This is a genomic window from Pontibacterium granulatum, from assembly GCF_029961155.1.
In the GTDB taxonomy this organism is placed as follows: domain Bacteria; phylum Pseudomonadota; class Gammaproteobacteria; order Pseudomonadales; family Balneatricaceae; genus Pontibacterium; species Pontibacterium granulatum.
Genome location: NZ_JASBRH010000022.1, coordinates 1 through 26,019, shown reverse-complemented (window position 1 = coordinate 26,019; position 26,019 = coordinate 1). Strand labels below are relative to the sequence as shown.

Here is a 26,019-nt window from a genome sequence, read left to right as displayed (position 1 = left end):
CATTTATGCATAATGGCCGAATGAAACGTCGTCAAACAAAAGCGGAGATCCGCGCTGAACTTGAAAGGCAGGTCCAGTCATTTATCGACAAAGGTGGAGAGATCCAGCAGGTCGAGATGGGTGAGAGTGGACTGGAAGATGGGAAGTATGACCCTCGTCGCTTTGGCTTCGAGTCCTCCGTGCAGTCACGCACCCCGCTAAATGGGCTGCTGGCGACGATTGATTCCCGCCGGAAAAGTCCTAAGCCTGACGCTTCGATGAAGAAGGTGCGTACGCAGCCTCGCCAGAAAGTGATCTATGATGACTTTGGTGAGCCGCTGCGAAAGGTGTGGGTCGACGAGTAATCCGCACCTCCCTGCAATTAAAGCGCGATATCAGCCTTGCAGTACGGCCACAATCAGGCCGATCAATCCACCAAATACGCCGCCCCAAACAACCAGCCAGCCGAGATGTTCACGGATCATGCGCTGGATAATCTCTTTCACCAACTCCGGTGTCAGTTCGTCGAGGCGCTGTTCAACAACCTGTTCAACCTTCTGGCTCATTTCGGCCATCACTGAAGGCTGTTCCAGCTCAGCTTTGAGCAGGGCGACAAACTCCTCCTTCTGAGTAATTTCTTCCATGGAGCTTTTTACCTTCGCAACGAATGGTTCGCGCATCGGTTCCAGGACGGCTGCACCGCCTACCATGCTGAGCATGGAGCCCAAAGAAGAGGTCTCTATCACCTCAATCAGGCCATCATATACCGGGTTAAAATCCACTTGTTGGATGACGGGGGCGAGATGAAGGTTGGGTTGAGTGCCGTTATCGGCTCCTAGAAAACGCTCGATGTTCTCCTCGGTAAAGAACTGCTCCATCATCAGCGTTTTGATGCCCAGCTTAAAATCTTCAAAGCGGGCCGGGATAACACCGGAGCCATACAGGCCGGGTACTTTCTCAAATAGCATGTGGACAGCCAGCCAGTTGGTCAGTGCGCCAGAGGTGGCGAATAGGCCGACGGAGAAAAGGATATCGTTGTCCTGCAGTAAACCTGCCAGGGTAGCGATAATCGCAAAACTATTGGTAATCAGGCTTTTGTTCACGTTACAGATTCTCAACGCAGTTATAGGAAGCGTGGGGATCATAGCAGCGTGTTTAAACGCTGTACATCAAGGGGTGGTGAGGGTTTCCAGCTCGGTGATCAGGTGCAGGGCCTCGGCCTGAGACGTACCGCATATGGACATCTCCGGTTGAAAATCGCCACAGGCCTGAGGACGCTCAGGTTGTCCAAAAATACCACATAGAAGCTCGTCAGTCAGATGCTGACAACGGACCCCGGCGGGTTTATTCAATGCTTTAATACTTGGTGCGATACAGCAGGCACCGCATCCCATTCGACACTCCATGGGTTTCCTCTCAGCATGTGGCTGGGGCGCCATTATAGCAGTTTAATAAAGCTTAATGTTTCCCCGCGTTTATCGGTCTGCATTTTGCAAATTCTCCCTCTGTAGTTTGTCTTATCACGGCATCGCTATGGTTTTAATTTTGTTGCTGAAATGAACATTGCCGCAGTGCATTTGCCTGCTGCTTTGGGCTATCAGTGATAACCCATTGCTTTGTAGATGCTTTTTAGGGAGGTGTGGATCACGCACAAATAGTATTAGTCATTTCGTCCATCAGAAAAGAATGAATCCTGTCGATTCGGTTTCAGCGCGCTGCTAGCGGCAGAGGGTATCTCTTGCCGGTCGCCCGCTGACCGAGGGCAAAAGGGTTCCGTTTTCGCATTGCCGTTTCAAATTTTGTTTTTGTGTATTTATACGCAGGGGTTAACTCGTCCCCAAAAAGCTGAAACGGATATCAAGTGGTTGTTTTTCAAAAAGGCAGCAGGGGTAAGTGTGTCTGAAATACAGCCGAAATCTAAGAAGGGAATGTCTGGAGCACAGTATGATTATTCAGAGCAGCAACGTGCAGATGAGTGCGGAGCATGAAAAGTTTGAGTCGGTTACGCGCAACACCACCTTTGATGCCAATGTCGCCAAGCTGGATTTCAGCGCGTTGGTTAAGGAGGCCGGGCTTTCGTTTGCACGCGGTGGCGTCTTTACGGGATTTCAAACGCCGGTAAGTACAACTGAAACCGCCAATACCGAGTCTGAGGAGGACGCTGCGCCGCCGGCGTCTATCCTGGTGATGACCGACAACGGTTGGCAGTTTAATACCGAAGAATCGGTGCAGAGTGACTTGGATGAGCAGCGGGAGATTACGCGCGATCGGTTGTTTAAAGGTTTGCTTGAGGCGATTAGTGGCCGCAAGGTGTTGATGGCGTCCATCGGTGATGACGAGCTGACCGGTCTTACGGAGAAGCTGAAGGGACTGCAAGAAGCGACTGGAGAGCCGCAACTCCCTGACCGCCCCATGACCATGATGACAATGACCTTCAACGTTACTGAATCGGTGGAGGAGTATGAGTGCACCAACTTCAACAGTTGCGGTACGGTAACAACGGCAGACGGTCGTGAAATGGAGTTCGGTCTTGAGCTGACCATGGAACGCAGTTATTCGGCAACGCGCACTGTTGAAGTTTCGCAGCAGGTCACTTTTACCGATCCTTTGGTAATCAACTTTGAGGGCAACGCTGCAGACCTGAGCGATGAGAAATTCAGCTTTGATCTCAATGCAGACGGTGAAGATGAGTTGATCAGCTATTTCACCAACAGTGGTATGCTGGCGCTGGATCGAAATGAGGATGGTGTGATCAACGATGGCACTGAGCTGTTTGGGGCGCTGAGCGGCAACGGTTTTGCAGACTTGGCGCAGTACGATGAAGATGGAAACAACTATATCGATGAAGCCGACAGCATCTTCAATGACCTTAAAATCTGGACTAAAACTGAAGAAGAGGACATCCTGGAGTCCCTCGCCGACCGTGATATCGGTGCTATCTATCTGGGATCAACCGAAACCCCTTTTGACATTAAGGGCGAAGACAATCAGCACAATGGGCGGGTACGTGCGAGTGGCTTCTACCTAAGCGAAGCGGGTGACGTAGGCACCCTGCAGCAGGTGGATATGGTAGTCTGATCCGGTAGATTACCAACCAGCGGGCGCCTGGCTCTTCAGTCGGAGCGGGCGCACCTTTTAGTTGGTCAGGTTCTGGGAAGATACGCGCCAGTTGAGCCAATAGCTGTAATCCACTCGGTTTGACTGATCGAGCACCTGCTGAAACGACAGGCTCGGTTCCCGATTGCACTGAACGCCAACGAACTCCGGCTCGGACCACCCGGTCAGGCCGCCCATATATTCACGGGTGTACCCCCAGGTCCCGCACGCCAGAATCGTGTCATAGCGTGACTCGCGCTCACACACGACGCAAGTCTCAAAGGTCACATCGATATTTTCGCCTTCAATGCCGTATGCGTCAGATACGTATGGGGTGTCGTAGATGGCCACGGTTGAGGTTCTGGAATGTTGCCCCTGCCAGGGTTTATCCCGATCATCCGTCGGTGTCAGGTGGCTACCATAACCGTGTTCAAGCGGGGAGTTGTCGTAGAATGGATCGCTGAAACCGTCCGGAATATCAATCTGCACCGCCTGCTCGCCATCGAAGAGTCGGGCAGTGGTACTGCGTACCTGCAGGAGCCGGTAGCGGGTGCAACTAGCCAAATTAGGGCCGGTTAGATGTCCCTTGTCATTGGCGAACACGTGGATCTCAAGTCCAATACCGGTGGCGTTGTCACCGGGGATGTATGATGCGTTATCCCGGCTGCTGTGGTACCACTCTTTGGAAAATACCAGCATACCGATAGTCTCGTTCTGATAGCTGACCGGACAGGTCTTACCAACCAGAAGCTCTTCCGCGTTACTAAAGGGAGCAGAGATCATCAGCGTAGCTGTGCCAACCGTGTATAAAACGAGTTGTTTCAATAGCATAGCTACTCCCCAATTCAAAAAGAATTCCGAAAGTAATGCTTTTCAGTATAGACGTAACCTGAATGAATTAATTTTGAAATGTTTATGTGGTTTGGAGGGCGAGTGTTGTCTGAGGCTTTGACTCAGGCCTGCCTACTCATGGGAATCACCATGCAGTGACACAGAATGATCTATCTTTGAGTGTATGTGGTAGACGAATGCGGGCCTTGTTCCCGCACAGGACGCAGTCGGAATATCTACTCCGGAGAAATAAGATGCTGAGTTCCAATACAGGTCCCCGCTATTTGGTTGCAATAATCGTTTGGCTGCTCAGTGCATCGGCAGCAGCAGAAAAAAACGATAGTCCCTGGGCCGTCACCGTATACCAGACTGTACTGACCGCCGATCCCATTGAGGACGTGATCACTGGCGGCGCAGATTACGACGAGGACTTCCAACTGACGGCACTGGCACTCAGTCATAAAATCCCAAGTTCAGATCCGCGTTACGACTTCGAGTGGGAGCTCCAGGCTGTCAAGCACACCCAAGGGCAGGACCATGAAGAGCTTAATGCGCTGTTAGGCGTGCGCTGGTATCCGTTTCCCTGGGACAGCTATCTGAACACTGACTTCGCCGCCGGTGCGGGGGTGTCCTATGCGACTGCGTTACCCGAGTTTGAGGTGGCTAATCATGATGATGCCGAGCAGTTTCTCGCCTATATTCTGCTTGAGCTCGAATTTAGACCACGTCGTTGGGACAACTGGAGCGTAGTATTGCGAAGCCATCATCGATCAGGGGCGTTTGGGCTTTTTAATGGCGTTCAAGGTGCCTCAAATTCGCTGGGGATAGGAGTTAAGTACCGCTTTGACTAGCAGGTAGTGAGTGTAAGTCGTCGAACTAATGTTTGGCGCTTCTTCGAAGATAGGGCAATATGGCCCATCCATTACTTGGCCGCGAACTGAATATGCTTTCCTACCGTCACAGCTTTCACGCTGGCAATCATGCCGATGTTCTAAAACATACTGTTCAAACTTTGATACTGGAAGCGCTTAAAGAGAAAGAAAAACCTTTTGTCTATCATGACACACACTCCGGTGGCGGGCGTTATGACCTTCACTCTGCGCATGCCGAGAAAACAGGTGAGTTTGAAGAGGGTATAGGGCGAATCTGGCAGCAGGATTGTGCTGAACTGCTCACGCCGTACTTGGCGGCCGTAAGGGAAATGAACCCCGGAAACACGCTACAGTACTACCCCGGTAGTCCTGCATTGGCCCAGCATTTGTGTCGTGAACAGGATCGCCTGTTAATGACTGAGCTTCATTCCAGCGACTTCCCACGCTTACAACAGGTGTTTCGAGGTGATAGGCGAGCCCGGGTGTTGCAAGAGGAGGGATATAAACAGCTAAAAGCCAGTTTGCCACCGAAAGAGCGACGCGGACTCGTATTGATCGATCCCCCCTACGAACTGAAGGCCGAGTATGCGCAGCTGATCAAAGGTGTCCGGGATGCTGTAAAACGCTGGGCAACCGGTGTGTACGCAATTTGGTATCCGGTGGTATTCAGAAAGGATGTACGCTTTATCGAACAGGAACTGAAAGCCAGTGGCATTCGCAAAATCCTGAAAATCGAGCTGTGTGTCAAAGCGGATACCGGTGCCAGAGGTATGACCGGTTCAGGGATGATTGTGATAAATCCTCCCTGGAAGCTGGAGCAACAAATGCGCGAGTTGCTGCCCTGGCTAACCGAAACGCTGGCGCAGGAGGACGGGGCCGGATATACATTGGATTGGTTGGTGCCAGAATAAATTCTAAGCGGTGCCGTAGAGACACCGTATGATAGGGCAATGCATCCTTCGCTGGATGCACTTATGGTGTGCTTAAAGCACGCATAGCCGTGTTGACACGGGTATAAAAATGGCCGGATAAACCGGCCATTTTCATCAGCTAGCTAAGCATTACATCTTACCGATAGAGAAAAAGAAGGTTTCGCCTGCGCTGTCGTCAACGCCGTCGTTATCGGTTACGGCGTAACCCTGACCGGAAGCATCAACGGTGAACCCTTCGATCTTGTCGGTCACGTAACCGTTGGCTGCTTTCAGATCCGGGATGAAGTCGCGTACCAGCTCTTTTTTCACCAGTGGCAGTTCGCCGCCCAGTGGTGCGGGTTTCAGGTCGCTTTGCTCCACCTTGTACAGGCGTTTGATCTTTGCGTCTTCCCCGATCTGGTTGTCGCGTTCGATGATGTAGAGGTCATCTTCATGCGCAGTGATTTCGGACAGGCCAACCCAGCCCTTTGCAGCCGCTTCGGTTGGGTAACGGACAGCGCCCCAGGTGTTGGTCTTCAGGTTGTAGGACACCAGCTTTACGGTGTTCTCCGGGTCGTCTGCCCACTGACGCTGGATGGCGATCCACAGGTTATCGCCAACCAGCGTGATCCCTTCAGCACCGAAACGCTTTTCGTGTTTCAGCAGGGCTTGCGGGAAGTTCAGGGTGCGGTCGATCTCACCCTTCGCATTGACGTGGTAGATCGCGTGAGGCACCTTCTTCTTGGTCTTGCCTTCAGAGGCCAACCAGAAACCACCGTTGCCATCCAGGGCGATACCTTCCAGATCCAGTTTCTCTGCAGGTTTACCATCGCGTGTCACAGGCAGGGCGCTGGTGATTTTTGCTGGCGTTTGGGTTGCATCGATGGAGAAGATAGTCGGCTGGCTTGAGTAGAAGCTGTCGTTTACAGCGTACAGCTTGCCTGCTTCTTTGGCGTCAGCGGCCAGACCGGAAAGCGCACCCCAGCCAATCGGTTCACCGGCTGCATTGCGCCCGGATACGATCTGGGGGTAGGTTGCTTCCTTACCGTTCAGCTCATACACCATCACGTGAGAGCGTGGGCCGTTGTCTTCAATCAGGTCTTTTTCGTTGGCACTGACCAGCAGGTTGCGGGATGGAATCGCTACCGCTGATTCCGGGCCGATGCCGGATGGCAATAGCTGCATGAACTCGGGGGCTGCACCGGTGTCGCGGTAGACGCCGATGGCACCACCACGCTCAGACAGTACGAAGATATAGGTGTCTTTGCCGAATTTGCCAACTGCCAAGCCTTCCGGCTCGTTACCTTTTTTACCCGAGCGTTTTTCCGGGTAGTGACCCGCCATGATCACTTCGTGTTCGAAGCTCGCACCGGATTCGAACAGGACACGGCCATCCTTGTGAAAGATGGTGAAACCGCGTGCGCCGCCGTTCATGTCGCCTTCGTTGGCGGTCACAAAACGATCGTTATCCAGCCACTTTACGGCATCGGGTTCGCGCAGACGGTTTTCCTGAGTCTTGTCGAAGGTAAGGGCGCGATCTTTTTTCAGGTCAACCATCTTCAGGTCAACGGCACCGGCGGAGAAGTGGTTAACCACCTTGCCTGTTTGGGCGTCAACAATCACTAGGTGATTGTTTTCCTGCAGGGTAACAACAATTTCGTTGTTGCCGTTGAAGTCCACGAACTCCGGCTCAGGATCACTGCCGCCGATTGCGGCCAGGCCGGTCAGTTCCACACGGCGCATATCGCTGCAATCCGGCGTGCCGTCTTCCAGCGGTGCGATTACCAGGAAACCTGCGGGCAACTGAGGCAGTGCGCCGTCGTTCAGGTCTTCGTCGCGTTCGTTCTCAATTGCTACGGCAACGTAATTACCGTCTTTGGACACGGCAACGGAGTCCGGCTGGCCCCCCAGGTCGCAGCGCTTCTCGATCTTCTTGTCGTCCAGATCGATCACTGCCAGGAACCCGCTTGGTTGGGTGTAGCTTGCGGAGGTGTTCACCCCTGCCAGCACGTACTCACCGGCAAACGCGACAGAAGTCGGTTCGCCTTCAAGTTTTATGAAGCCGCCAGCTTCTGGCTCATCGGCATCGCTGATATCGATAATGCCCAGCGCTTCCAGTGGGCTGTCAGAGTAAACCAGGGTGTTGCCATCTTCTGAAACATCGACGATCTCAGCGGACGTTTCTTCACGGAGGTCGCTGCCAGCTGGCAGGTTTTTGACAGTGGAGAAGCTGGCAACTCGGTTGAATGACTCGGCCTGAGCACTGGTCGCAGCAGCTGCGATCATTACTGCCAGGGCGCTGCGGCGGAATGTACGATTTAGCATCGCTTGAACTCCGTAATTTCCATATGTGATTGAAGGGGGCCCTAACGCTAATGCCCATAGATGACGCCGCTGTTACCCAAACGTTGCAGAAATCAAAAGATCAATAACCCTTTATAAGACACGTATTTACGTAAAGTGTCATGCTTTTTACAGACGGTACATGAAGGTGGATCAAGTTGTCCCTTATGGTGACAATTTGCTTTCGGACATTTCCAAACCCCATGGCACTCATCCAAAGCATGTGATTGGCGTTACCTTTGCGGGAGGTTAGCGGCAGCACCTATCCATGATCAGATTTGCTCTAAACTAGAATTTAGTTGCGTTGTGCCGCCGCGTGTGTCGATGAACCGATGTAGATGGAGTGATGCCGCCAGATCATCCTAATTCGCGGTAACAGGGTGTAGCTGTTGCCGGGTAGCACGATGCTGTACATGGCAGTATCCATTCCAACTGCTTTCCTTTCAGCTAAAGACATTGTGTCGGGGCTGAAGGAGGTTTATATGAAAGAACTAAATGTTCGTTCCCTCAGCGGAGAATTGGTCCGCTTGAGCAGCGAAACACTGGAAGAGCTAAACACCACGTTGCGTGGTGAGGTTATCTGCCCCGATGACGCGCGTTATGAAGCGTCTCGCCAAATCTGGAATGCAATGATTGACCGGGAGCCGGCGCTGATTGTGCGTTGTACCGGTACGGCTGATGTAATGCAGGCGGTTTCTTTTGCCCGTCAGATGAATCTACTGGTGTCGGTGAGAGGGGCGGGTCACAACATTGCCGGTAAGTCGCTTTGCGACGAAGCGATGCTGATTGATCTGAGTGGCATCAACTATGTGCATGTAGACCCTGATCGACGTCGCGCCGTGGCGGGGCCTGGGGCGACACTCGGGGATCTGGATCACGAAGCGCAGCGCTATGGCTTGGCTGTTCCTGTTGGGATCAACTCAACAACGGGTGTGGGTGGTTTAACCCTAGGTGGGGGCTTTGGCTGGTTGAGTCGTTCTCTCGGGTTGTCTGTTGATAATCTGGTTGCGGCAGAAGTGGTGACCGCGCAGGGTGAACGCTTACGATGTGATGCGGAAAATCATTCAGATTTGTTCTGGGCGATCCGCGGAGGCGGCGGTAACTTTGGGATTGTCACGTCTTTTGAATTCAACGCGCATCCGGTGGGGCCATTGGTGATGTCCGGGCCTGCCGTTTTTCCTTTTGATCAGGCCCGTTCGTTACTGCAGGCATACCGGAAATTCTGTGCTAGCAGCCCTGAACAACTTACAACCTGGGCGGTCATCCGCACCGCACCGCCATTACCGTTTCTGGATCCACAGTATCATGGTCAGCTTGCTGTGATTATTGTGGCGCTGTACAACGGGCCTATGGACGAGGGTGAGCGGGCGATTGCGCCCATCCGGGAACTTGGCCAGCCAATCGCAGATGGTTTTGCCCCTCATCCGTTTGTTGCTTTCCAACAGGCTTTTGATCCGCTGCTAACACCGGGGAGCCGTAACTACTGGAAGTCCCATAACTTTGCTGAGTTGAGTGATGGTCTGATCGATACGCTGGTGGAATACGGCGGTCGCTTGCCAAGTCCGCAGTCTGAGATCTTTGTGGCGCAGCTCGGCGGTGCCATTAACCGCGTTGCCTCGGACGCAACTGCGTATCCGCATCGGGATGTGGAGTACGTCATGAATGTACATACCCGGTGGGATGAACATGCTGACGATAGGGAATGCATTGGCTGGGCACGGGAGTTCTTTGATGCGACCAAGGCGTACGCCACCGGCGGCGTATACGTGAACTTTATCAGTGAGGATGAGGAACGTGTCGACGGTGCCTACGGGTCTAACTACGCGAAGCTGGCCCAGGTAAAATCGACTTACGATCCTGACAACTTTTTCCGTATCAATCAGAACATAGCGCCAAGCTAAAGAGCCTAGGCGTGCGGAGGGCCGGGCTTGCCCAACAACCAAGTCCGGTCAGCCTCATAAGACCGGTTTTGAACCCGTGGATTATGACGTGTTTGTAACTAAATGGCTGCGGTAGCGTGTAATAATCAGCCTCCATTTATTAGCCAGATAATTCTTGATTCTGTATGCATTCTATCTCCTGGTTGTCCCTCAGTTGGTGTCTGATCCCAGTCCTGCTGATTAGCGCAATCTACTATTACTGGAACGGAAAACCGTCCGAAGTCCTGTTATCCAGCGCGCGTATGGCGTTGCAGCTTGTTGCGGTGGGGTACGTGTTGGTGGTGTTATTTGCCGAACCGTCGCCTTGGATTACCGGGCTGGTGCTGAGTGTGATGATCTGCGCCGCGTCCTGGATTGCGATCAGGCCAGTAAGGCAACACCCAGGGTTTCTACGCCCGGCTTTTACCGCGCTTTTGCTGGCCGTCGGGTTTCATCTGGCGATTGCCCTGAAGCTCGTATTGGGCGTTGAGACCTGGTACGAACCCAGTGTAATGATCCCGCTTGCGGGGATGTTTTTTTCCAACAGTATGAATGCGATCAGTCTTGCGGCAGAGCGATACCGTTCTGAGCTGGTGGAAGGGAAACAAGAGAAAGCCGCACGTCTTGCTGCCTTCCATGCTGCAATGATCCCCCAGGTGAACAGCTTGCTGGCGGTAGGATTGGTTGCACTACCGGGCATGATGACCGGTCAGATCCTGTCCGGTGTTTCCCCCCTGATCGCTGTGCGTTACCAGATCATGATTATGACCATGGCTTTGGGAGTCAGCGGAATGGGTGCTGCGCTGATGCTCTGGCAGTTGGGGCGGATTGAGATCCATACGCGTATCGCCAATTCTGCCAAGAACCAGCGTTAACCCTGAACGACCTGGCCGCGGTAGATCTTTACGCTGCCTTTGGAGGGGCTTGTTGCCTGTGCCGCCTGTGCGACGGTTTTAACGACCGTCTGACCGCGGTAGATACAGGTAATGGTCTGTGCTGTGTTTGAAGCGTCCACGGTATGTTCGTCTGTTTGAGTGGCGTCAGGCGTGGATATAGAAGCATGCGGGTGTTCGTCATGTGACGGAATGTCCGGAACTTCAACCGGCTCCGGTTTACTGACCGGCTCATCAAGGTAATCCTGAAATCCCAGTTGCTCAAGCAGCAACGCGGATTCTTCCGGTAGCAGGGTTTCCGGTACTGGAAAGATCAGGTCGGGTGAGTAGGAGAAGCGGGCGTCCCGAAGATAGGACAGCGCCATCAGAGCCGACAGGTTGTATTCCCCGTTGTACGCCGCACCAATCAAGCGCCCCTTGTGAAGTACAATCTGACCGGATCGGTTCTGATCCGTGGCGATAAACAGGGTGCCGGTGTTTCCTGCCTCGCAGTTGTAGAACAACGTATTCCAAAGTTGGTAGAGTGGTGAGTCTCTATGTACGCCGACTTTCATGTCCATTGATCTGCCTCGCTGACCTTTAGCTTTGGAAATGAATGAGCAATTATCAGGCCAGTAGAAGCATCTTCTTTAATGCGTTGTTTTAAAAGGACTTGCTGTGCAGCGATGGGCGGGTAAGCCAATAGTCATGCACTACGGTGTGTCTTGGTTGGCGTTAGGTGTACCGGTATGGCGCAGTGTAGGTTAAAGCAAAAAGCTAGAAAAGGGTGCCCGGCCGAAGTCATCCGTGACACCGACCGGGCAGGGGTTGAACGTTACTTCTGGTATTAAATAACCAGATCGACCTGCTGTACGGTACCGCTGCTGCCGTCCTCCCTCAGGAAAAAGCTGGAACCACGCACGACACCCTGCTGCTCGTTCTGCTCGTTCTTGATCTCAAACGGTGTATGTACTGCGCCCAGGTAGATGGCGCCAATGCCTTTATCCGCAAGTGAGAAATACTGGTCGCTGCCGTTGCCGCTCTTAACCCAGATCTTCAATTCGGTATAAGCGCTGTCACCTTCGTCGATAAAGCCGTTGCCGTCCTCGTCGTAGGCCGACAGGTCAGCAAAGCCATCGCCACTTTTTGTACCGAACAGCTCGTTGCCGTTGTTGGCGCGGCCGTCACCGTTCTTATCCAGCATCAAAAAACCGCTACCCTGTCCGGCAAAGCTGATCTGCTCGGTGCTGCCGTCACTGTTGATATCAAAGCCGTACTTCTCATTGGTAAGGTGGGCGGCAGGGGCGTCAAAATTAATGATCAGTGGATCGGTCAATTGAACGCCCGCGGTCAGGACGGTTGATTCGTAGGTGCTGTAGCTGTGCTGCATCTCCATCATCAGATCAATCTGCAGGCTTTTCCCGTCGGCGGTCTGGATCTCTCCGCGTGCACTGAAGGTGGTGCGTTCGAATTCGCTGTAGCTAGTGACGTGTTCGTAACGCATGCCCATAGGCTGATGGGTCACATTGGCCTGAAAGCTTTCGAGGTTGATATTGAAACTCAGGTTCTGAGCACCACCAACCGGCACCTGCTTGGCATTGTTCACGCTATCATTGAGCGATCGGCCGTCAAACAGCTCCACCGGTTTACCGGTCAGGCTGGCGAGGATGGCGCTCATCAGTGACAGGCGAGAGCTGATGGCCGTGTGGTATTGGGTGACCTCCGCCGAGGTGGTTGGGGCGTTTACGGAAATCGTATCCGCTAACGCGGTACCCGAGAGATCGGCTACCGGACCGGCCTGTCCGAGTGCGCTGAGCGGTTGCTGCAGAGTTTGTCCGTTAAAGCTGGTCTGATTGATGCCGGTTTCCGCTTCAGCGGTGCGCAACCGTATATTGCCGAGATTTTTGGCAAGCTTGACCGCTTCTTCGGACAGACTGGTTTTCTCGCCGGCGTCTACTGCCTGCGAGTGGGCGGATCCGTCGGGTAAAAAACGTTGTACGACCAGGCTTTCATGTTCCCTATGCGTTTGTTCTTTGGCATGGCTAGTGCTAAAGCTCAAATTGCTGTTGGCGATGATCATCCCAATGCTCCCTGAATTTCGTCCTTAGGCTATCGGCCACTGCTGATGGAAATTTAGTCAGGGGGTGGTTTTTCATCTCAAGCGATGGATACACCTGTCACTCATCATGAGTGACAGGTGTGGACGGGTGGTTTAACTATCGTGAGCAGGCTGATGGGAGGCCACCAATTCGTCCTGCTGACGTTGAGGCAGGGGGGCATAGTGGCTGAATACCATGCTGAACTGGCCCTCACCGCCAGTGAGCGCTTTCAGTCGGGATTGGTAGCCATCCATCTCGGCCAATGGCAGTTGGGCGCTGATCTCCACCTCCTGCTGTGGGCGTACGGCGGTGCCGTTGATCATGCCTCGTTTAGAAGAGATATCGCCGGTAATATCACCCACGTTGTCACTTGGGGTAATGATGCTGACATCTACGATGGGTTCCAACAGAATCGGGTGGGCGTGCTCAATTGCATCCAGAAACGCCTTCTTGCCCGCGGCAACAAAGGCGATCTCCTTGGAATCGACCGAGTGATGTTTGCCGTCATAAACCGTCACTTCAATGTCCTGTAGCGGGAACCCCGCCAGTGCGCCGCTTTCCAGCACTTGATGAATCCCTTTTTCGACCGCCGGAATGAACTGGCTCGGTATGGCTCCGCCCACCACTTTATTGACAAAACGGAAGCCAGCGCCGCGTTCCAACGGGGTGATGCGAAGAAAGACCTCGCCAAACTGGCCTGCACCACCGGTCTGTTTTTTGTGTCGACAATGGCCTTCGGCCGGCGTGGTGATGGTCTCTCGATAGGCGATGCTGGGTGGATGAGTATCGACCTGAAGGTTGTACTGATCCTGCATCCTATCGAGGATGATCTTCAGGTGAAGTTCGCCTGAGCCGTAAAGCACGGTTTCGTTCTGTGAGGCACGGTGCTCAATCAGGATGCCCGGATCTTCAGATGCTAATTTGTGCAGAGCGTCCGAGAGTTTCTGTTCGTCGCCGCGACGGGTAGGTCTGATAGCGAGCCCACACATCGGCAACGGACGTTCAACCATACGCAGGTGATAATCGTCCTCGTCGTGATTGTCGTGCAGCACGGCATCAAACTCCAGTTCGTCGATCTTAGCAATTGCGCAGAGATCACCCGGTGTGGCGGCGCTGATCTCGGTGTGCTCTTTACCTTGCAGCTTGATCAGATGGGTAACCTTAAACGGCTTGCGGCTGTCACCAATAAACAGCTGGCTACCGGTTTTCACGGTGCCCTGATAGATACGAAACAAGCCGATGCGGCCCATATACGGGTCTACAGCGACCTTAAACACGTGGGCAACCACATGGGCGTCGGGATCGGGTTCGACCCTGACCGGTTCTGCGTCAGGGCCCTCACCCTTTAAAAACTGCGGTGGATTGGTTTCCAGTGGGTTTGGCATCAGTTGGGTGAGTACCTCAAGCAGTTGTGGAACACCTGCACCGGATTGGGCGGATACAAAACACACAGGGATTAGATGGCCTTCGCGCAAGGCTTGCTCGAACGGTTCATGTAACTGCTCAGGCGATAGCTCTTCTCCCTGTTCCAGGTACAGCTGCATCAGCGCTTCGTCCATCTCGACTACCTGGTCGACGATAGTGTTGTGTACTTCCTGCACGTCGGAAAAGGCCGTTGCAGCATCGCCGTGCTGGAAGAAGCAATCAACCACAGACTGGCCGTCAGCTGCGGGCAGGTTCAGCGGCAGGCATTCGGCGCCAAAGCGTTCCTGCATCTCGGTCAGCAGGTCGGCGCACTGTACGGCGGGGCCGTCAGTTTTGTTGACGATGATCATGCAGGGGCGTTCCGCCTCCTTGCTCTTTTCAACCATCAACTGGGTGACCTGTTCGATGCCGGTATGGGCGTTTACCACGATGGCTACACTGTCTGCGGCAGGCAGAATACTCAGGGTGCGCCCCATCAGCTCCGGGTACCCTGGGGTGTCGAGCAAATTTACATGGTGGTTGTCGTGGTCGAAGCTGCAGAGACTGACGTCGATACTGTGTTGCAGGGATTTTTCTTGAGGGGTGTAGTCGGAGAGGGTGGTACCGCATTCAATATTGCCGGGGACGTTGATGGCGCCGGAGTGGTAAAGCAGACTTTCGATCAGTGTGGTTTTACCGCTTCCGGCGTGGCCGACAATCGCCACGTTGCGGATGTTCTCTGTGCTGAATCTGGGCATGGGAAACCTCCATTAAGCCGGTCAGATTACATCGTCTGCCGATGACGGAGGCGGCGCAGTTTCTTCCTGAAGCTGCGCTTGGGCCGGTAGCGCAGACGGAAAATCTGGGATGATCTCCCTTGTAGTATTGGAGAGAATCAGGGGAAGAGCCAGACAGGTTTCCTAAAGTTTCTCGATCAGATCGCCCACTCGAATCAGGCCAGATTTTGTTATGCGAGCACAGAAACCGCCGTAGCCCAGCATTGCTGCTACAGCTCCCTCGCCGAGCGCGGTTTCCATGCGTGAACAGGGATGGCAGTGGGCGGTGGTAATAAACTCCGCTTCACCAATACGGAACCGCTGGTGGCGCAGGGCGTAGAGGTTAATACCCGACACCAGCAGGTTACGGCGCAATAGCTCTACAGGAACCTCTGATTTGCCCAGAAACTGCGCAATGACCGGCAGGTGTTCCTGGCAGATCAACGTGACCTGGCGGCCTGAGCCCGGTGTACCCAGACAGCGGCGGTCTCCTTCCAGCCCCAGGCCTTCCAACGCCATAACCTGATCAACTGTCTTCATCGGCTCTTTCCTGGCTGGGCGTAAGCCAATCCACTCCAGCCTGCCAGCAGGGAGGTGTTGGGTAAATCGAGCGATCAGTCGGCCTTGGGTGTTCATTGCATTCTTCCTCAACAGAGCTGTCTCCATGCTAGTACATCAGGCCTCTGCATTCACAGTCCGTTAGTAAGGATCGACTATGCTTTGGAGTAGCTATTGAGGACATCAGCAGAGGAGGTAACCGATCATGGCAACTGCAACAGGTGGTCGAATCCGGATCGTAATTATTCCGGGGAGTGTGCGGGACGGAAATTTCACCGATAAAGCCGTCGCCCTGGTCGCGGATGAGATATCCAGATACGGCGATGTGGAGTTAGAAGTGATCGATATGCAGATGCTGGAGTTGCCACTGCCTGGCAGGGAAGGGGATCTGGCAACGCTGAAGCATTTTCGCGATACGGTATCTTCCGCGACCGGTGTGATCTTCGCAACTCCAGAATACCATGGTTCATTCAGTGCCCTGACCAAGCTGGCGATTGAAAACCTGGGGTTCCCATCTGTCCTGGCGGGGAAGCCCGTAGCGCTTTTGGGGGTGGCGGCCGGTGCGATTGGTGCGATCAAATCACTCGAACAATTGCGAGGAGTCTGCTCCCATGTTGGAGCGATTGTGTTGCCTGCTCCGGTTTCCGTGGCGGGGGTGCAGCGGGTATTCGATGAGCAGGGTCACTGTACCGACGAGATGATCGACAAGCGGATCCGCCATGTGGCGACCAACCTGATCGACTACATCAATGACCATATCTGTCCGGGAATCGGTCTGGAAGAGATCGTACGTACATCCGACCATTAGGAAAGGCAAAATTCCTATAGTTTCAGTAATCGAAAGCGTCTGGTCGATGCCCCGGACGCTACCGGGCTGGTTGAATCCCCATGGAATCAAAAAATCCACGCATATCAACTGACCGAGCTTTTACAGGTCGACAATAGAGGACAGATGTTATGCACAATTACCACACCAAAACCACCTCTCTGATGCTGGCATTGGCGCTCATGCTGTGGACACCAGCATCGCAGGCTGACAGCCACTCCCAACCTTCTTTGTACGAACGTTTAGGCGGCTCTTATGCTATCGCCATGGTTGTTGATGACTTTATCGAACGCCTGCTGGTGAACGATGAGCTCAACGCCAATCCGGCAGTTAAGGCGTCTCGCGAGCGGGTGCCCAAAGCGGGACTCAAGTTTATGGTGACCCTTATGGTCAGTGAGGTAACTGGCGGACCGGAAAGGTACACCGGACGCAGCATGAAAGATGCCCATGCCCACCTGAACATCTCGGATGCTGAATGGGATGTGATGGTGGCGGAGTTCAAGAAGTCTTTGGCGAAATTTAACGTACCGCAGAAAGAGCAGGATGAACTGCTGAACATTGTCTCCACTACGAAAGCCGATATCGTCGTCGCGAGACAATAGAAACGCGCCGCTGCTTGCGTTGACCAAGCGTAGGCAGGGGCCGCAAACTCTTTGTAATCAGACGTATCCCTTTATATTGCTCGTATCTGAAGGCAAGTAAAAAACGTGTCAGCGTTTCTGCCATCTGATAAAATCGCGCGTCTCGAATTTCCAGACTGTCCGTAAGTGAAAAGGGCGGTCTTCCTGACCCACAGAACACAGGACAGTTTGAACATGAGCCTTGCCGATAAAGTACTGGCAGTAAATAACGATCTGCCAATCCGCACCGATCTGCCGGTACACAGTGGAAAAGTACGTTCCGTTTACTGGCTGACACAAGAGGACAGCCGTCGCCTGATTAAAGAGAAGGGCTACAACGTTCACGAAGATACCGAACTGGCCGTGATGGTGATCAGTGACCGTATCTCTGCGTTTGAATGCATCTGGACCGGTGAAGGCGGCATGCAGGGGGTTCCGGGTAAAGGCGCGGCACTGAATGCGATCTCCAACCATTGGTTCAAACTGTTCCGTGAAAAGGGCTTGGCCGACAGCCATATCCTGGATATACCGCACCCGCTGGTATGGATCGTACAGAAAGCTCAGCCTGTGATGATCGAAGCAATCTGCCGTCAGTACATTACCGGCTCCATGTGGCGTGCGTACGCGAAAGGCGAGCGTACATTCTGTGGCATCGAAATCGCGGACGATCTGCAGAAGGATCAGAAACTGCCCGAGTTGCTAATCACGCCGTCCACCAAGGGGATTCTGAAAGGTGTGCCGGGTGTGCCAGAAGTGGATGATGTGAACATCACCCGTGATGACATCATCAACAACCACGAAGCGTTCCGCTTCAAATCTCCAGATGACGTCGCGCTGTACGAGAAGCTGCTGAAAGAGGGCTTTGAAGTAATCAGTGCAGAGTTGGAGAAGATCGATCAGGTGTTTGTAGATACCAAGTTTGAGTTCGGCTACGTGACCGACGCTGAAGGTAACGAAAAGCTAATCTACATGGACGAAGTGGGTACCCCTGACTCCTCTCGAATCTGGGATGGTCCGTCATACCGTGAAGGCAAAGTGATCGAGAACTCGAAAGAGGTTTTCCGTCAGGAGCTCCTGAGCTACTTCCCGGATTCCGACATTCTGGTCAACAAGGACCGCATGGAAGAGCGTTACGCACTGGCGCGTGACAACGAACTGCCAGCTGCGCTGATCCAGAAGGTGTCCGACACCTACGTAGGTATTGCCGAGAAGATCATCGGTGAGAAACTGCCGCAGTCTGATAATCCAAAGACTGAGATTATCGAGATCCTGCGTGACCAGTACGGTCTGATTGCGTAATACGCACTGTTAAGAAAAAGCGCCCGATTCGAGAGAGTCCGGCGCTTTTTTTGTACCCTTTTAGAGGAGTGGGTGGGGCATCGCTATAGATTGGAGATCGTTTGTAGGGCACCCTTCAGGGTGCCGGCAGCCTAAAGGCTGCCCTACATAAACGCTAGCAGCGACGAATACTGCCTTTAGCCGCCCGCCATGATTCTCTGAACGGCTGCAGATAAAGCGTTTTTAAGCTCTGCTCATTCGGTTCTACCTTTTTGGAAACACCAAACTTCAAGTCTGTCTCCGGCTCCGACAGATGCAGACTGCCGCCTATCCAGTCCCAGATCGCCAGCACAGCGCCAAAGTTCTTATCGAAATGGCGAGGCAGGATGGAGTGGTGGATCTGGTGTTGCGCTGGCGAGATCAGGATGCGCTCCAGCCATCTCCAGTAGAAGATCGGCACATGAGAGTGACGCAGGTTGGCACCGGTCACATTAAAGACAAATACCGCGACGTTTACGCCCAGTACGGTAACCAAGTCTACCCGATCACCAAACAGGTAGAGGAAAGTACCGATGCTGATCGCCTGCACCAGGATACTGCGCAGGGTAAACAGCAGGCCTTCGACCGGATGGGTACGCAGGACGGTAAACGGCGTCATGGTTCGCGCGCTGTGATGCACCTTGTGAAATGCCCAAAGTACCGGCCAGCGATGCATCAGCATATGCAGGAAATAACGGGCAAAGTCGTCCAGCAGGAATAGAAACAGGGTAAAACAGATCGGGACTGCCCAGTCTGGCAGAAGGCTGCCCGGCGCGGGTGGAAAACCGATAAGCGCATAGAGTTGCTGAAATATCAGTGTGGCCAGCGCGATTTTAGTGATCAATAATGGGACGGTCGCCAATAGGATCGCTTTGTTGATCAGCAGAACTGTGTAGTCGGCTTTGGCGGATTCCGACCACCAGATGCTCGGGGAGAGCAGGTCTTTGCTTATCTGTCGTAGAGACCGATTTGAACGCCACTTAAACCACGCAGCACCGATCAGTAGTGCCATCAGTACGTACCCGTAGAAAACCCGTTTGCGGGGATTGAGCACGGTCTCGTAGATGCTGGTATAGAGGTCGGTAACGTATTCGGTCAGCAGTGTGTCCATCGGCGGGATAGTACCAGAAAGCGTTGGCGGCGATTTGATATTTGTCCGATCCAGAAACAAAAAAACCAGCTATACCTCCAGACAGGTATCGGTATAGCTGGTTTCGTCCATGACAGACACCTGCGGCGCAGGTGCCAGATCAGGCTGTCTTAGTCGTTTTCAGCTTCAGCGGCTTGTTCGCCCAGCTTCTTAATCAGGTCGCCCATGCTTGCCAGCACGTCTTTGTTACGTGCTTCGACGCCAAATTCGTCAACCATCAGCTGCTGAACTTTCAGCATGTTCAGGGCGTACTCATCCAGCGACATTGTACTGCTCTGAACGAAGTTGCCGTCTGCGTCGATACCAGTTACCTGGGTGTTGCCCAGCAGTACCGGCCCGAAGCCGATCAGGCGATTCAACTGAACACCGGTTGCCCCCAGATCTTTACCGCTAACCTGCAGTGCCATTGCGAAGCCTTTCAGTTCTCCCCAGTGCTTGCCGTAGCCACGCAGTACTTTGCTCACGTCACCTTTGGATTCCAGTGCTGCATTCAGCTTCTCGATATCCTTGTAGGCGGAACCTGCGTATTTAAATACCGCTTCTGCGATCACTTTTTCCCAGTTCTCAGCGATAACCGCTGCATAACCCTTCAGTTTCGTACGCTGTTCGTCGGTCAGTTTTTCACCGTTAGCATCCGCGATCAGCTGACGACCGTCGATGAACGCTTCTGTGATGGTGTGCAGGTAGTTGGTTTTACCACCCTTGTCGAAGCCAGCTGCGTAGTACGCGTGGGCAAATGCCATTTCGTTGTACAGGCTTACTTTGCCGTCCTTGTTGGTATCCGCCAGGGTCAGTGCATCTTCGTTGCCCTTAGCAATGTTGTATACGTCTTTAGCGCTCAGGGTCAGGGTGTGAGCTGGTGCACCGAAGTAACCGAACGCTTCGTCCCAAACGTGCTCTTTACCGGTATAAGGTTTACCGTCTTCGTACGCCTTGTTGTTTGGTTTGGTGTCGGCTTCCAGTTTTTCGTCCAGGTAGCTATCAACTGCCTGGTTGTAGAATACCGCACCCATTGTGAACTTGGAGATCAGCTGCGCGTAATCCAGGCCGTTTACGCTGTCGTAGCCTTTTTCAGCGGTCGCTGCTTTATCGATCATGAAAGACAGCACTTCAGCGCCAGTCATGTTGCCGGGCCAGGACGTTACCGCACCTTTGTATGCTTTACCCGCCAGGTTTTTCTTCTTGGAGAGCTCGTCTACTGTGCTTTCAGCGAAAACAAATTTGCCCTTGGACGCAGGGGAGAGGATGTCGCGGCCTGCGTCTTTGCCTTCGTAGTACGCCATCATCTGAGCTTTCAGTTCCGCGTTAGCTTCACCGGTGCCTTTGCCTGCCAGCTTTTTCAGGGAGGTGTGAAGAACGTGACGCGCGATCTGGCCGGTGTACGCCACAGAGTGCTCAGTGTTGCCTGTGTAATTCTTAACAGTTACCGGAAAGTCAGCGTAAACCTTGTCAGCTGCCTGTGCAGTCATACCAAACGTTGCCAGAGAAGCCAGCGCTACTGCAGATACGATTTTTTTCAGTTTCACGTTTTAAAGCCCTGCTTGAGAAAGTGGACGGGTGCCGCCTGCAACCCCTTGTGCGGGTGGCGCTACAAAATTTGATGGTAAAACTAGCATAAGATTTTTGCGAATGCTACTGAGAATATTTCCCATTCGCCTAATGAGAACAATGCGCATACGTGTTTATTGCGCAGGATCAATGTTTTCAGTTTTTTTAGATCAGTGCTGATGACGTTCTGAGGGAGAATTCGAAGGGAAGGGTAGAGGGATGAATAAAAAAACATGCACCCCGAAAGGTGCATGTTTGAGAGGACTCAAGTGGAGTTCAGATTAAACTTCGTCGCGGCCCAGGGAACGCAGCAGTTCGTTTACTTTGCCTTTGCCACCTACAGACTCGTAGAACTTCGGCCATACAGCTTCCTGAGCGCGTTTAGCCCACTCAGATTCGTCCTGCAGAGTATCGATCTGCATGCCGTATTTGCTAACCAGTTCTTTCTTGATAGATGCTTCCTGGTCTTTCAGCCACTGCAGGCTGTAAGCAGTCGCTTCGTTACCCGCTGCCAGGATCGCTTTCTGGGTTGCTGCATCCTGATCCTGGAACAGGGACTCAGAAATGATCAGCGGCTCCAGCAGGAACAGGTAGTGCAGGTCGGTGATGTATTTCTGTACTTCACCGAATTTCATTGCATAGATCGTGGTGTATGGAGTGTCCTGGCCGTCTACAACACCCTGCTGTAGCGCGGTGAAGGTTTCGGACCAAGCCATTGGAGTCGGGTTATTGCCCCAAGACTTGTAAGTGTCGATCATGATTTCGTTCTTGGGTACACGAACCACTACGCCGTCCAGGTCTGCCAATTTCTGGATTGGCTTCTTGGAGTTACTCAGTACGCGGAAACCAGAGTAGGTCCAGCCTACGATACGTACACCGGAGTCACGTACAGTGTTCTTAATCAGTTCTTCGCCTACAGGACCTTCAACAGTTTTCTGTGCCTGATCCAGATTTTCGAAGATGTATGGCAGGGAGAGAATGCCCAGTGTTGGAGAGAATGGTGCCAGGTTGTTGCTTGCCAGGATGGAGAAATCCAGGGTACCCAGTGCTGCGTCATTTACGGTGTCCTGCTCGGAACCCAGCTGGCCGTTCAAGAACAGTTTTGCGGAGTGTTTGCCACCGGTTTTCTCTTTCAGTGCTTCGATGAATTTCAGACCCAGGGCTTCCTGAGCGCTGCCGCCACCGTCGCCTACAGCGATGTTCCAGTTTGCAGCCATCGCGCTTGCTGAGAACATCAAGCCAGCAGTGATAGAAAGAACCGATTTAAATTTCGAGCTGTTAGTCATTTTGAACTCCCGTTCGTTGGCCTGATTTGTCTTATGTCCGTCCATAAGATCAAACGCCTTTTTATTTTTGTTGTTGCCGTGGCCCGGTCACTCACGCCCGTTTCTTACCGGTCGACGATTTACATACTCACTGCTGTTGGGATTGATTTTTAGGGCCAGTTTGCTCGGCTCGGTAGGGCCAGATATTTGTGCCCTGTTTTGGTGAAAAGATCTTTTGAATTAGTGGGTTATGCGTTTATTTGGTGCTTTGGTCGCAGCCTGGCTTGCACCTGAATGGTGCCTGTTGTACGGGGTGGCCCAAGAGGGGGCAGGATTGCGTCAAGGTGCTGCAGGGTCCTTGTTACGGTTTCCATCAGGGTATTACTCAAAGCGGAGAATTAGGCTGAGAGGACGGAGGAAGGCTGATCTGAAAGACGGGAAAAACGTTGGTGGTTTGTGATCCTGAATGGACGCGGGCTATCAAAAAAGCCGCGCGTCACATAAAGGTTTGCTTACGTCCGGAACGCTGCGTCCAGCAAGGAGCGGGTGTACACGTGTTTCGGTTGAGCGAATATCTCTGCCGCATCACCGCTCTCCATCACGTCGCCGTGCTGCATCACCAAAAGCTTGTGGCTTAGCGCCTTTACGACGGCCAGGTCATGGCTGATAAAGATGTAACTGAGGTTGTGTTTGGCTTGCAGCTCACGTAGCAATTCGACAATTTGTTTCTGTACCGTACGGTCCAGTGCGGAGGTTGGCTCGTCGAGAATGATCAGTTCCGGCTTGAGTATCAGGGCACGGGCGATACAGATACGCTGGCGCTGACCACCGGAGAACTCATGGGGGTAGCGATGACGGGTATCGGGATCAAGTCCAACTTCGCGCATCACGTCCACAATCATCTGGTCGCGTGCCTCCTTGTCGCCGATATTGTGCACTCCGAGTCCCTCGGCAATACACTCCGATACAGACATGCGCGGACTCAGGCTGCCAAACGGATCCTGGAAGACTACTTGCATACGACGTCGTAGCGGTTTCACCTGTTTCTGGTTCATCCCGGCGATATTGATACCGTCAAAATGAATGCCACCTTCACAACCGATAAGCCTCAGTAAAGCAAGTCCAAGGGTGGTTTTACCGGAGCCGGACTCGCCTACGATGCCTAAGGTTTCACCCTGTTTAACTTCGATTGAGATCTCATTCACCGCTTTGACGTGGTCAACGGTGCGCTTGAAAAAGCCCTTCTTGATCGGGAACCAGACCCTAAGCTTATCGGTGCTGATCAGCACATCGGGTTGGGCAGGCAGAGGAGCCGGATCTCCACTTGGCTCTGCCGCCAACAGGGAGCGGGTGTACTCATGTTTCGGCGCGGCGAACAGCGAGTGGCAATCGTTGGTTTCCACCGGTTCGCCGCGATACATCACGCACACCTCGTGGGCATATCGCTTCACGATATTCAGGTCGTGGGTGATCAGCAGTATTGCCATACCCAGCTTTTGTTGCAGCTCCTGCAGCAGCTGCAAGATCTGCTCCTGGATGGTGACATCCAGTGCGGTAGTTGGCTCGTCTGCGATCAGGAGTTCGGGGTCGTTCGCCAGTGCCATGGCAATCATTACACGCTGGCGTTGTCCGCCGGATAGTTCATGTGGGTATGCGCCAAGGCGGCTCTCCGGGTTCGGGATGCCCACCAGCTCCAGCAGTTCGATGATGCGCTCGCGTACTTGCTTGCCGCCGTTGGTTTTATGCAGAAGCAGGACCTCGCCGATCTGCTTCTCTACCGTATGCAGCGGGTTTAAGGAGGTCATCGGTTCCTGGAAGATGATGCCGATCCGGTTACCCCGCAGATGGCGCATAGCGCTTTCATCCAGTTGCATCAGGTCCTGCCCGTCGTAATGGATCTCACCGCTTGGGTGGCTGGCTTTGGGATAAGGCAGCAGGCGCAGAATGGAGAGTGCGCTGACGGACTTACCTGAACCTGACTCGCCCACCAGGGCTAAGGTTTTGCCTTTGGGAATATCAAAAGTCACGCCCTTGACCGCTTCCACCTCGTCGCCGTTCTGGCCGAAGTTCACCGACAGGTTTCTTACGCTGATCAGTTTTTCGCTCATGGACTTACACTTTCCTTGGATCAAAGGCATCGCGGACCGCTTCGCCGATAAAGATCAGCAGGGTCAACATGGTTGAAAGTACAATAAAGGCGGTGATCCCCAGCCATGGGGCGTGCAGGTTACCTTTGCCCTGGGCAACCAGCTCACCCAGTGACGGGGAGCCCGGAGGCAGACCAAAACCGAGGAAATCCAATGCAGTCAGGGTGACCAGGGAGCCATTGAAGATAAAGGGCATAAAGGTCAGGGTGGCCACCATCGCATTGGGCAGAATATGGCGGAACATGATCAGCCGGTTGTCGAGACCCAACGCACGGGCCGCACGCACGTACTCCAGGTTGCGGCCCCGCAGGAACTCGGCACGTACCACATCCACCAAGCTCATCCAGGAGAACAGGAGCATGATGCCCAGCAGCCACCAGAAGTTGGGTTCGACGATACTGGCCAGGATGATCAGGAGGAATAGGACCGGCAGCCCGGACCAGATCTCGATAAAGCGTTGGAAGAACAGGTCCACCTTGCCGCCATAAAATCCCTGTACGGCACCGGCAATGACTCCCACGATGGAGCTTAGCAGCGTCAGTACCACAGCAAAGACTACCGAGATACGGAAACCGTAAATCACACGGGCCAGCACGTCACGGGCCTGGTCATCGGTGCCCAGCAGGTTTTCGGCTGTGGGCGGCGAGGGCGCCGGTTGCGGCAGTTCGTAGTTGATGGTGTCGTAGCTATAGCGGATGGGAGCCCAGAGAATCCAGCCAGCTCCGTCCTGCTCTATCAGTTCCTGTACGTAGGGGTCTTTGTAATCGGTGGGGCTTTCAAATTCGCCACCGTAGACGGTTTCCGGGTACTGGGTCACGATCGGATAGTAAAGCTCGCCGTTGTATTTGACGAGCAACGGCTGGTCGTTGGCGATCAGCTCTGCAAACAGGCTACCGATAAACAGCGCCAGGAAGATCCAGAGGGACCAGTAACCCCGCTTGTTGGCGCGGAAGTTCTCAAGGCGACGTTGATTAATCGGGCTCATGGTCAGTGCTCCCGACTTTCAAAATCGATACGTGGATCGACCACCACATAGGTGATGTCGCTGATCAGTTTCAGGATCAGGCCCAGCAGCGTAAAGATATAGAGGGTGCCGAAGATCACCGGGTAGTCACGGTTGATTACTGATTCGTAACCCAGCAGGCCCAGACCGTCGAGGGAGAAGATCACCTCGATCAGCATCGATCCGGTAAAGAAGATACCAATCAGGGCCGCAGGCATACCCGCGATAATCAGCAGCATTGCGTTGCGGAATACGTGCCCGTAAAGCACGCGGTTCTCGGTCAAGCCTTTGGAGCGGGCGGTGAGGACGTATTGCTTGTTGATCTCGTCCAGGAAGCTGTTTTTGGTCAGCATGGTGAGTGTGGCAAAGCTGCCGATCACTGATGCAAATACCGGCAGGGAGATATGCCAGAAGTAGTCCTTAACCTGTTCCCATAATGTCATCTCGTCAAAACCCGGGGAGGTTAGGCCACGCAGTGGGAAC

The 26,019-nt window shown here is 53.4% G+C and carries 24 protein-coding genes; 9 read left to right on the top strand and 15 right to left on the bottom strand.

All coding sequences use genetic code 11. The annotated features are described in order from the left end of the window. Window positions 1–20: 20 nt before the first annotated feature. Window positions 21–344, top strand: coding sequence for a hypothetical protein (locus QKW35_RS16655; protein WP_282354936.1), 324 nt, complete (start codon window positions 21–23; stop codon window positions 342–344). A 30-nt stretch (window positions 345–374) separates the two neighbouring features. Here QKW35_RS16655 and QKW35_RS16650 read toward each other — a convergent pair whose 3' ends face one another. Further along, window positions 375–1,082: a DUF445 family protein gene (locus QKW35_RS16650; RefSeq protein ID WP_282354932.1), complete on the bottom strand. Its 708-nt coding sequence runs from the start codon at window positions 1,080–1,082 to the stop codon at window positions 375–377. A 66-nt stretch (window positions 1,083–1,148) separates the two neighbouring features. Then, window positions 1,149–1,385 (bottom strand): YkgJ family cysteine cluster protein, encoded by a 237-nt coding sequence (locus QKW35_RS16645; protein ID WP_282354931.1) that lies wholly within the window; start codon window positions 1,383–1,385, stop codon window positions 1,149–1,151. A 538-nt stretch (window positions 1,386–1,923) separates the two neighbouring features. Between QKW35_RS16645 and QKW35_RS16640 the strand changes: the two genes are divergently transcribed. Beyond that, window positions 1,924–3,057, top strand: a complete 1,134-nt coding sequence (locus QKW35_RS16640) for a hypothetical protein (RefSeq protein WP_282354930.1) — start codon at window positions 1,924–1,926, stop codon at window positions 3,055–3,057. Between the two features lie 57 nt (window positions 3,058–3,114). Here the strand turns inward: QKW35_RS16640 and QKW35_RS16635 are convergent, their stop codons facing one another. Next, on the bottom strand, window positions 3,115–3,906 hold the full coding sequence (locus tag QKW35_RS16635; protein ID WP_282354928.1) for a hypothetical protein: 792 nt from the start codon (window positions 3,904–3,906) through the stop codon (window positions 3,115–3,117). 254 nt (window positions 3,907–4,160) lie between these two features. On the opposite strand from QKW35_RS16635, the gene QKW35_RS16630 reads away from it, so the two are divergent. Beyond that, window positions 4,161–4,757 (top strand): hypothetical protein, encoded by a 597-nt coding sequence (locus tag QKW35_RS16630; protein ID WP_282354926.1) that lies wholly within the window; start codon window positions 4,161–4,163, stop codon window positions 4,755–4,757. Window positions 4,758–4,816: 59 nt separating this feature from the next. Then, entirely contained in the window at window positions 4,817–5,689 is an 873-nt protein-coding gene (locus tag QKW35_RS16625) for a 23S rRNA (adenine(2030)-N(6))-methyltransferase RlmJ (RefSeq protein ID WP_282354925.1), read from the top strand. A 150-nt stretch (window positions 5,690–5,839) separates the two neighbouring features. On the opposite strand, the gene QKW35_RS16620 is transcribed toward QKW35_RS16625, so the two are convergent. Then, the gene (locus QKW35_RS16620) at window positions 5,840–8,014 is read right to left on the bottom strand and encodes an esterase-like activity of phytase family protein (RefSeq protein ID WP_282354924.1); all 2,175 of its coding nucleotides are present in this window, start codon (window positions 8,012–8,014) and stop codon (window positions 5,840–5,842) included. Window positions 8,015–8,327: 313 nt separating this feature from the next. Then, window positions 8,328–8,459 (bottom strand): hypothetical protein, encoded by a 132-nt coding sequence (locus QKW35_RS16615; RefSeq protein ID WP_282354923.1) that lies wholly within the window; start codon window positions 8,457–8,459, stop codon window positions 8,328–8,330. 55 nt (window positions 8,460–8,514) lie between these two features. On the opposite strand from QKW35_RS16615, the gene QKW35_RS16610 reads away from it, so the two are divergent. Together QKW35_RS16610 and QKW35_RS16605 are read left to right on the top strand one after the other, a co-directional pair. Further along, window positions 8,515–9,933: an FAD-binding oxidoreductase gene (locus QKW35_RS16610; RefSeq protein WP_282354922.1), complete on the top strand. Its 1,419-nt coding sequence runs from the start codon at window positions 8,515–8,517 to the stop codon at window positions 9,931–9,933. A 164-nt stretch (window positions 9,934–10,097) separates the two neighbouring features. Further along, entirely contained in the window at window positions 10,098–10,826 is a 729-nt protein-coding gene (locus QKW35_RS16605; protein WP_282354921.1) for an ABC transporter permease, read from the top strand. Here the strand turns inward: QKW35_RS16605 and QKW35_RS16600 are convergent. The 4 genes from QKW35_RS16600 to QKW35_RS16585 form a co-directional block, all read right to left on the bottom strand. Beyond that, the gene (locus QKW35_RS16600; RefSeq protein WP_282354920.1) at window positions 10,823–11,404 is read right to left on the bottom strand and encodes a hypothetical protein; all 582 of its coding nucleotides are present in this window, start codon (window positions 11,402–11,404) and stop codon (window positions 10,823–10,825) included. The genes QKW35_RS16605 and QKW35_RS16600 overlap by 4 nt on opposite strands. Window positions 11,405–11,670: 266 nt before the next feature. Further along, window positions 11,671–12,903, bottom strand: a complete 1,233-nt coding sequence (locus QKW35_RS16595; protein ID WP_282354918.1) for a hypothetical protein — start codon at window positions 12,901–12,903, stop codon at window positions 11,671–11,673. A 132-nt stretch (window positions 12,904–13,035) separates the two neighbouring features. Next, complete coding sequence (gene fusA / locus QKW35_RS16590; protein WP_282354917.1) at window positions 13,036–15,084, bottom strand: elongation factor G; 2,049 nt, start codon at window positions 15,082–15,084, stop codon at window positions 13,036–13,038. A gap of 162 nt (window positions 15,085–15,246) precedes the next feature. Beyond that, entirely contained in the window at window positions 15,247–15,642 is a 396-nt protein-coding gene (locus QKW35_RS16585) for an MOSC domain-containing protein (protein WP_282354916.1), read from the bottom strand. 223 nt (window positions 15,643–15,865) lie between these two features. Between QKW35_RS16585 and QKW35_RS16580 the strand changes: the two genes are divergently transcribed. From QKW35_RS16580 to QKW35_RS16570, 3 genes are all read left to right on the top strand, one after another. Beyond that, on the top strand, window positions 15,866–16,468 hold the full coding sequence (locus QKW35_RS16580) for an NADPH-dependent FMN reductase (RefSeq protein ID WP_282354915.1): 603 nt from the start codon (window positions 15,866–15,868) through the stop codon (window positions 16,466–16,468). A gap of 149 nt (window positions 16,469–16,617) precedes the next feature. Next, window positions 16,618–17,088: a group I truncated hemoglobin gene (locus tag QKW35_RS16575; protein ID WP_282354914.1), complete on the top strand. Its 471-nt coding sequence runs from the start codon at window positions 16,618–16,620 to the stop codon at window positions 17,086–17,088. 213 nt (window positions 17,089–17,301) lie between these two features. Further along, complete coding sequence (locus QKW35_RS16570; RefSeq protein WP_282354913.1) at window positions 17,302–18,405, top strand: phosphoribosylaminoimidazolesuccinocarboxamide synthase; 1,104 nt, start codon at window positions 17,302–17,304, stop codon at window positions 18,403–18,405. A gap of 154 nt (window positions 18,406–18,559) precedes the next feature. Here the strand turns inward: QKW35_RS16570 and QKW35_RS16565 are convergent, their stop codons facing one another. The 6 genes from QKW35_RS16565 to QKW35_RS16540 form a co-directional block, all read right to left on the bottom strand. Beyond that, window positions 18,560–19,534 carry a sterol desaturase family protein gene (locus tag QKW35_RS16565; RefSeq protein ID WP_282354911.1) on the bottom strand — a complete coding sequence of 325 codons (975 nt, stop codon included), beginning with the start codon at window positions 19,532–19,534 and terminating at the stop codon, window positions 18,560–18,562. Between the two features lie 149 nt (window positions 19,535–19,683). Next, window positions 19,684–21,099 (bottom strand): DUF4856 domain-containing protein, encoded by a 1,416-nt coding sequence (locus QKW35_RS16560; RefSeq protein ID WP_282354909.1) that lies wholly within the window; start codon window positions 21,097–21,099, stop codon window positions 19,684–19,686. A gap of 303 nt (window positions 21,100–21,402) precedes the next feature. Continuing rightward, window positions 21,403–22,407, bottom strand: a complete 1,005-nt coding sequence (locus tag QKW35_RS16555; protein ID WP_282354908.1) for a TRAP transporter substrate-binding protein — start codon at window positions 22,405–22,407, stop codon at window positions 21,403–21,405. Window positions 22,408–22,898: 491 nt separating this feature from the next. Beyond that, the gene (locus QKW35_RS16550) at window positions 22,899–24,494 is read right to left on the bottom strand and encodes an ABC transporter ATP-binding protein (RefSeq protein ID WP_282354907.1); all 1,596 of its coding nucleotides are present in this window, start codon (window positions 24,492–24,494) and stop codon (window positions 22,899–22,901) included. 4 nt (window positions 24,495–24,498) lie between these two features. Continuing rightward, complete coding sequence (locus QKW35_RS16545; protein WP_282354905.1) at window positions 24,499–25,518, bottom strand: ABC transporter permease; 1,020 nt, start codon at window positions 25,516–25,518, stop codon at window positions 24,499–24,501. A 2-nt stretch (window positions 25,519–25,520) separates the two neighbouring features. Then, on the bottom strand, window positions 25,521–26,019 hold a 499-nt coding region (locus tag QKW35_RS16540), incomplete at its 5' end, for an ABC transporter permease subunit (protein WP_282354903.1).

Bases quoted from the DNA above. Each gene is read 5' to 3' on its own strand.
- QKW35_RS16655 (WP_282354936.1), top strand. From the start codon at position 21: ATGAAACGTCGTCAAACAAAAGCGGAGATCCGCGCTGAACTTGAAAGG.
- QKW35_RS16645 (WP_282354931.1), bottom strand. From the start codon at position 1,385: ATGGAGTGTCGAATGGGATGCGGTGCCTGCTGTATCGCACCAAGTATT.
- QKW35_RS16640 (WP_282354930.1), top strand. From the start codon at position 1,924: ATGATTATTCAGAGCAGCAACGTGCAGATGAGTGCGGAGCATGAAAAG.
- QKW35_RS16635 (WP_282354928.1), bottom strand. From the start codon at position 3,906: ATGCTATTGAAACAACTCGTTTTATACACGGTTGGCACAGCTACGCTG.
- QKW35_RS16630 (WP_282354926.1), top strand. From the start codon at position 4,161: ATGCTGAGTTCCAATACAGGTCCCCGCTATTTGGTTGCAATAATCGTT.
- QKW35_RS16625 (WP_282354925.1), top strand. From the start codon at position 4,817: ATGGCCCATCCATTACTTGGCCGCGAACTGAATATGCTTTCCTACCGT.
- QKW35_RS16620 (WP_282354924.1), bottom strand. From the start codon at position 8,014: ATGCTAAATCGTACATTCCGCCGCAGCGCCCTGGCAGTAATGATCGCA.
- QKW35_RS16615 (WP_282354923.1), bottom strand. From the start codon at position 8,459: ATGGATACTGCCATGTACAGCATCGTGCTACCCGGCAACAGCTACACC.
- QKW35_RS16610 (WP_282354922.1), top strand. From the start codon at position 8,515: ATGAAAGAACTAAATGTTCGTTCCCTCAGCGGAGAATTGGTCCGCTTG.
- QKW35_RS16605 (WP_282354921.1), top strand. From the start codon at position 10,098: ATGCATTCTATCTCCTGGTTGTCCCTCAGTTGGTGTCTGATCCCAGTC.
- QKW35_RS16600 (WP_282354920.1), bottom strand. From the start codon at position 11,404: ATGGACATGAAAGTCGGCGTACATAGAGACTCACCACTCTACCAACTT.
- QKW35_RS16595 (WP_282354918.1), bottom strand. From the start codon at position 12,903: ATGATCATCGCCAACAGCAATTTGAGCTTTAGCACTAGCCATGCCAAA.
- fusA (WP_282354917.1), bottom strand. From the start codon at position 15,084: ATGCCCAGATTCAGCACAGAGAACATCCGCAACGTGGCGATTGTCGGC.
- QKW35_RS16585 (WP_282354916.1), bottom strand. From the start codon at position 15,642: ATGAAGACAGTTGATCAGGTTATGGCGTTGGAAGGCCTGGGGCTGGAA.
- QKW35_RS16580 (WP_282354915.1), top strand. From the start codon at position 15,866: ATGGCAACTGCAACAGGTGGTCGAATCCGGATCGTAATTATTCCGGGG.
- QKW35_RS16575 (WP_282354914.1), top strand. From the start codon at position 16,618: ATGCACAATTACCACACCAAAACCACCTCTCTGATGCTGGCATTGGCG.
- QKW35_RS16570 (WP_282354913.1), top strand. From the start codon at position 17,302: ATGAGCCTTGCCGATAAAGTACTGGCAGTAAATAACGATCTGCCAATC.
- QKW35_RS16565 (WP_282354911.1), bottom strand. From the start codon at position 19,534: ATGGACACACTGCTGACCGAATACGTTACCGACCTCTATACCAGCATC.
- QKW35_RS16555 (WP_282354908.1), bottom strand. From the start codon at position 22,407: ATGACTAACAGCTCGAAATTTAAATCGGTTCTTTCTATCACTGCTGGC.
- QKW35_RS16550 (WP_282354907.1), bottom strand. From the start codon at position 24,494: ATGAGCGAAAAACTGATCAGCGTAAGAAACCTGTCGGTGAACTTCGGC.
- QKW35_RS16545 (WP_282354905.1), bottom strand. From the start codon at position 25,518: ATGAGCCCGATTAATCAACGTCGCCTTGAGAACTTCCGCGCCAACAAG.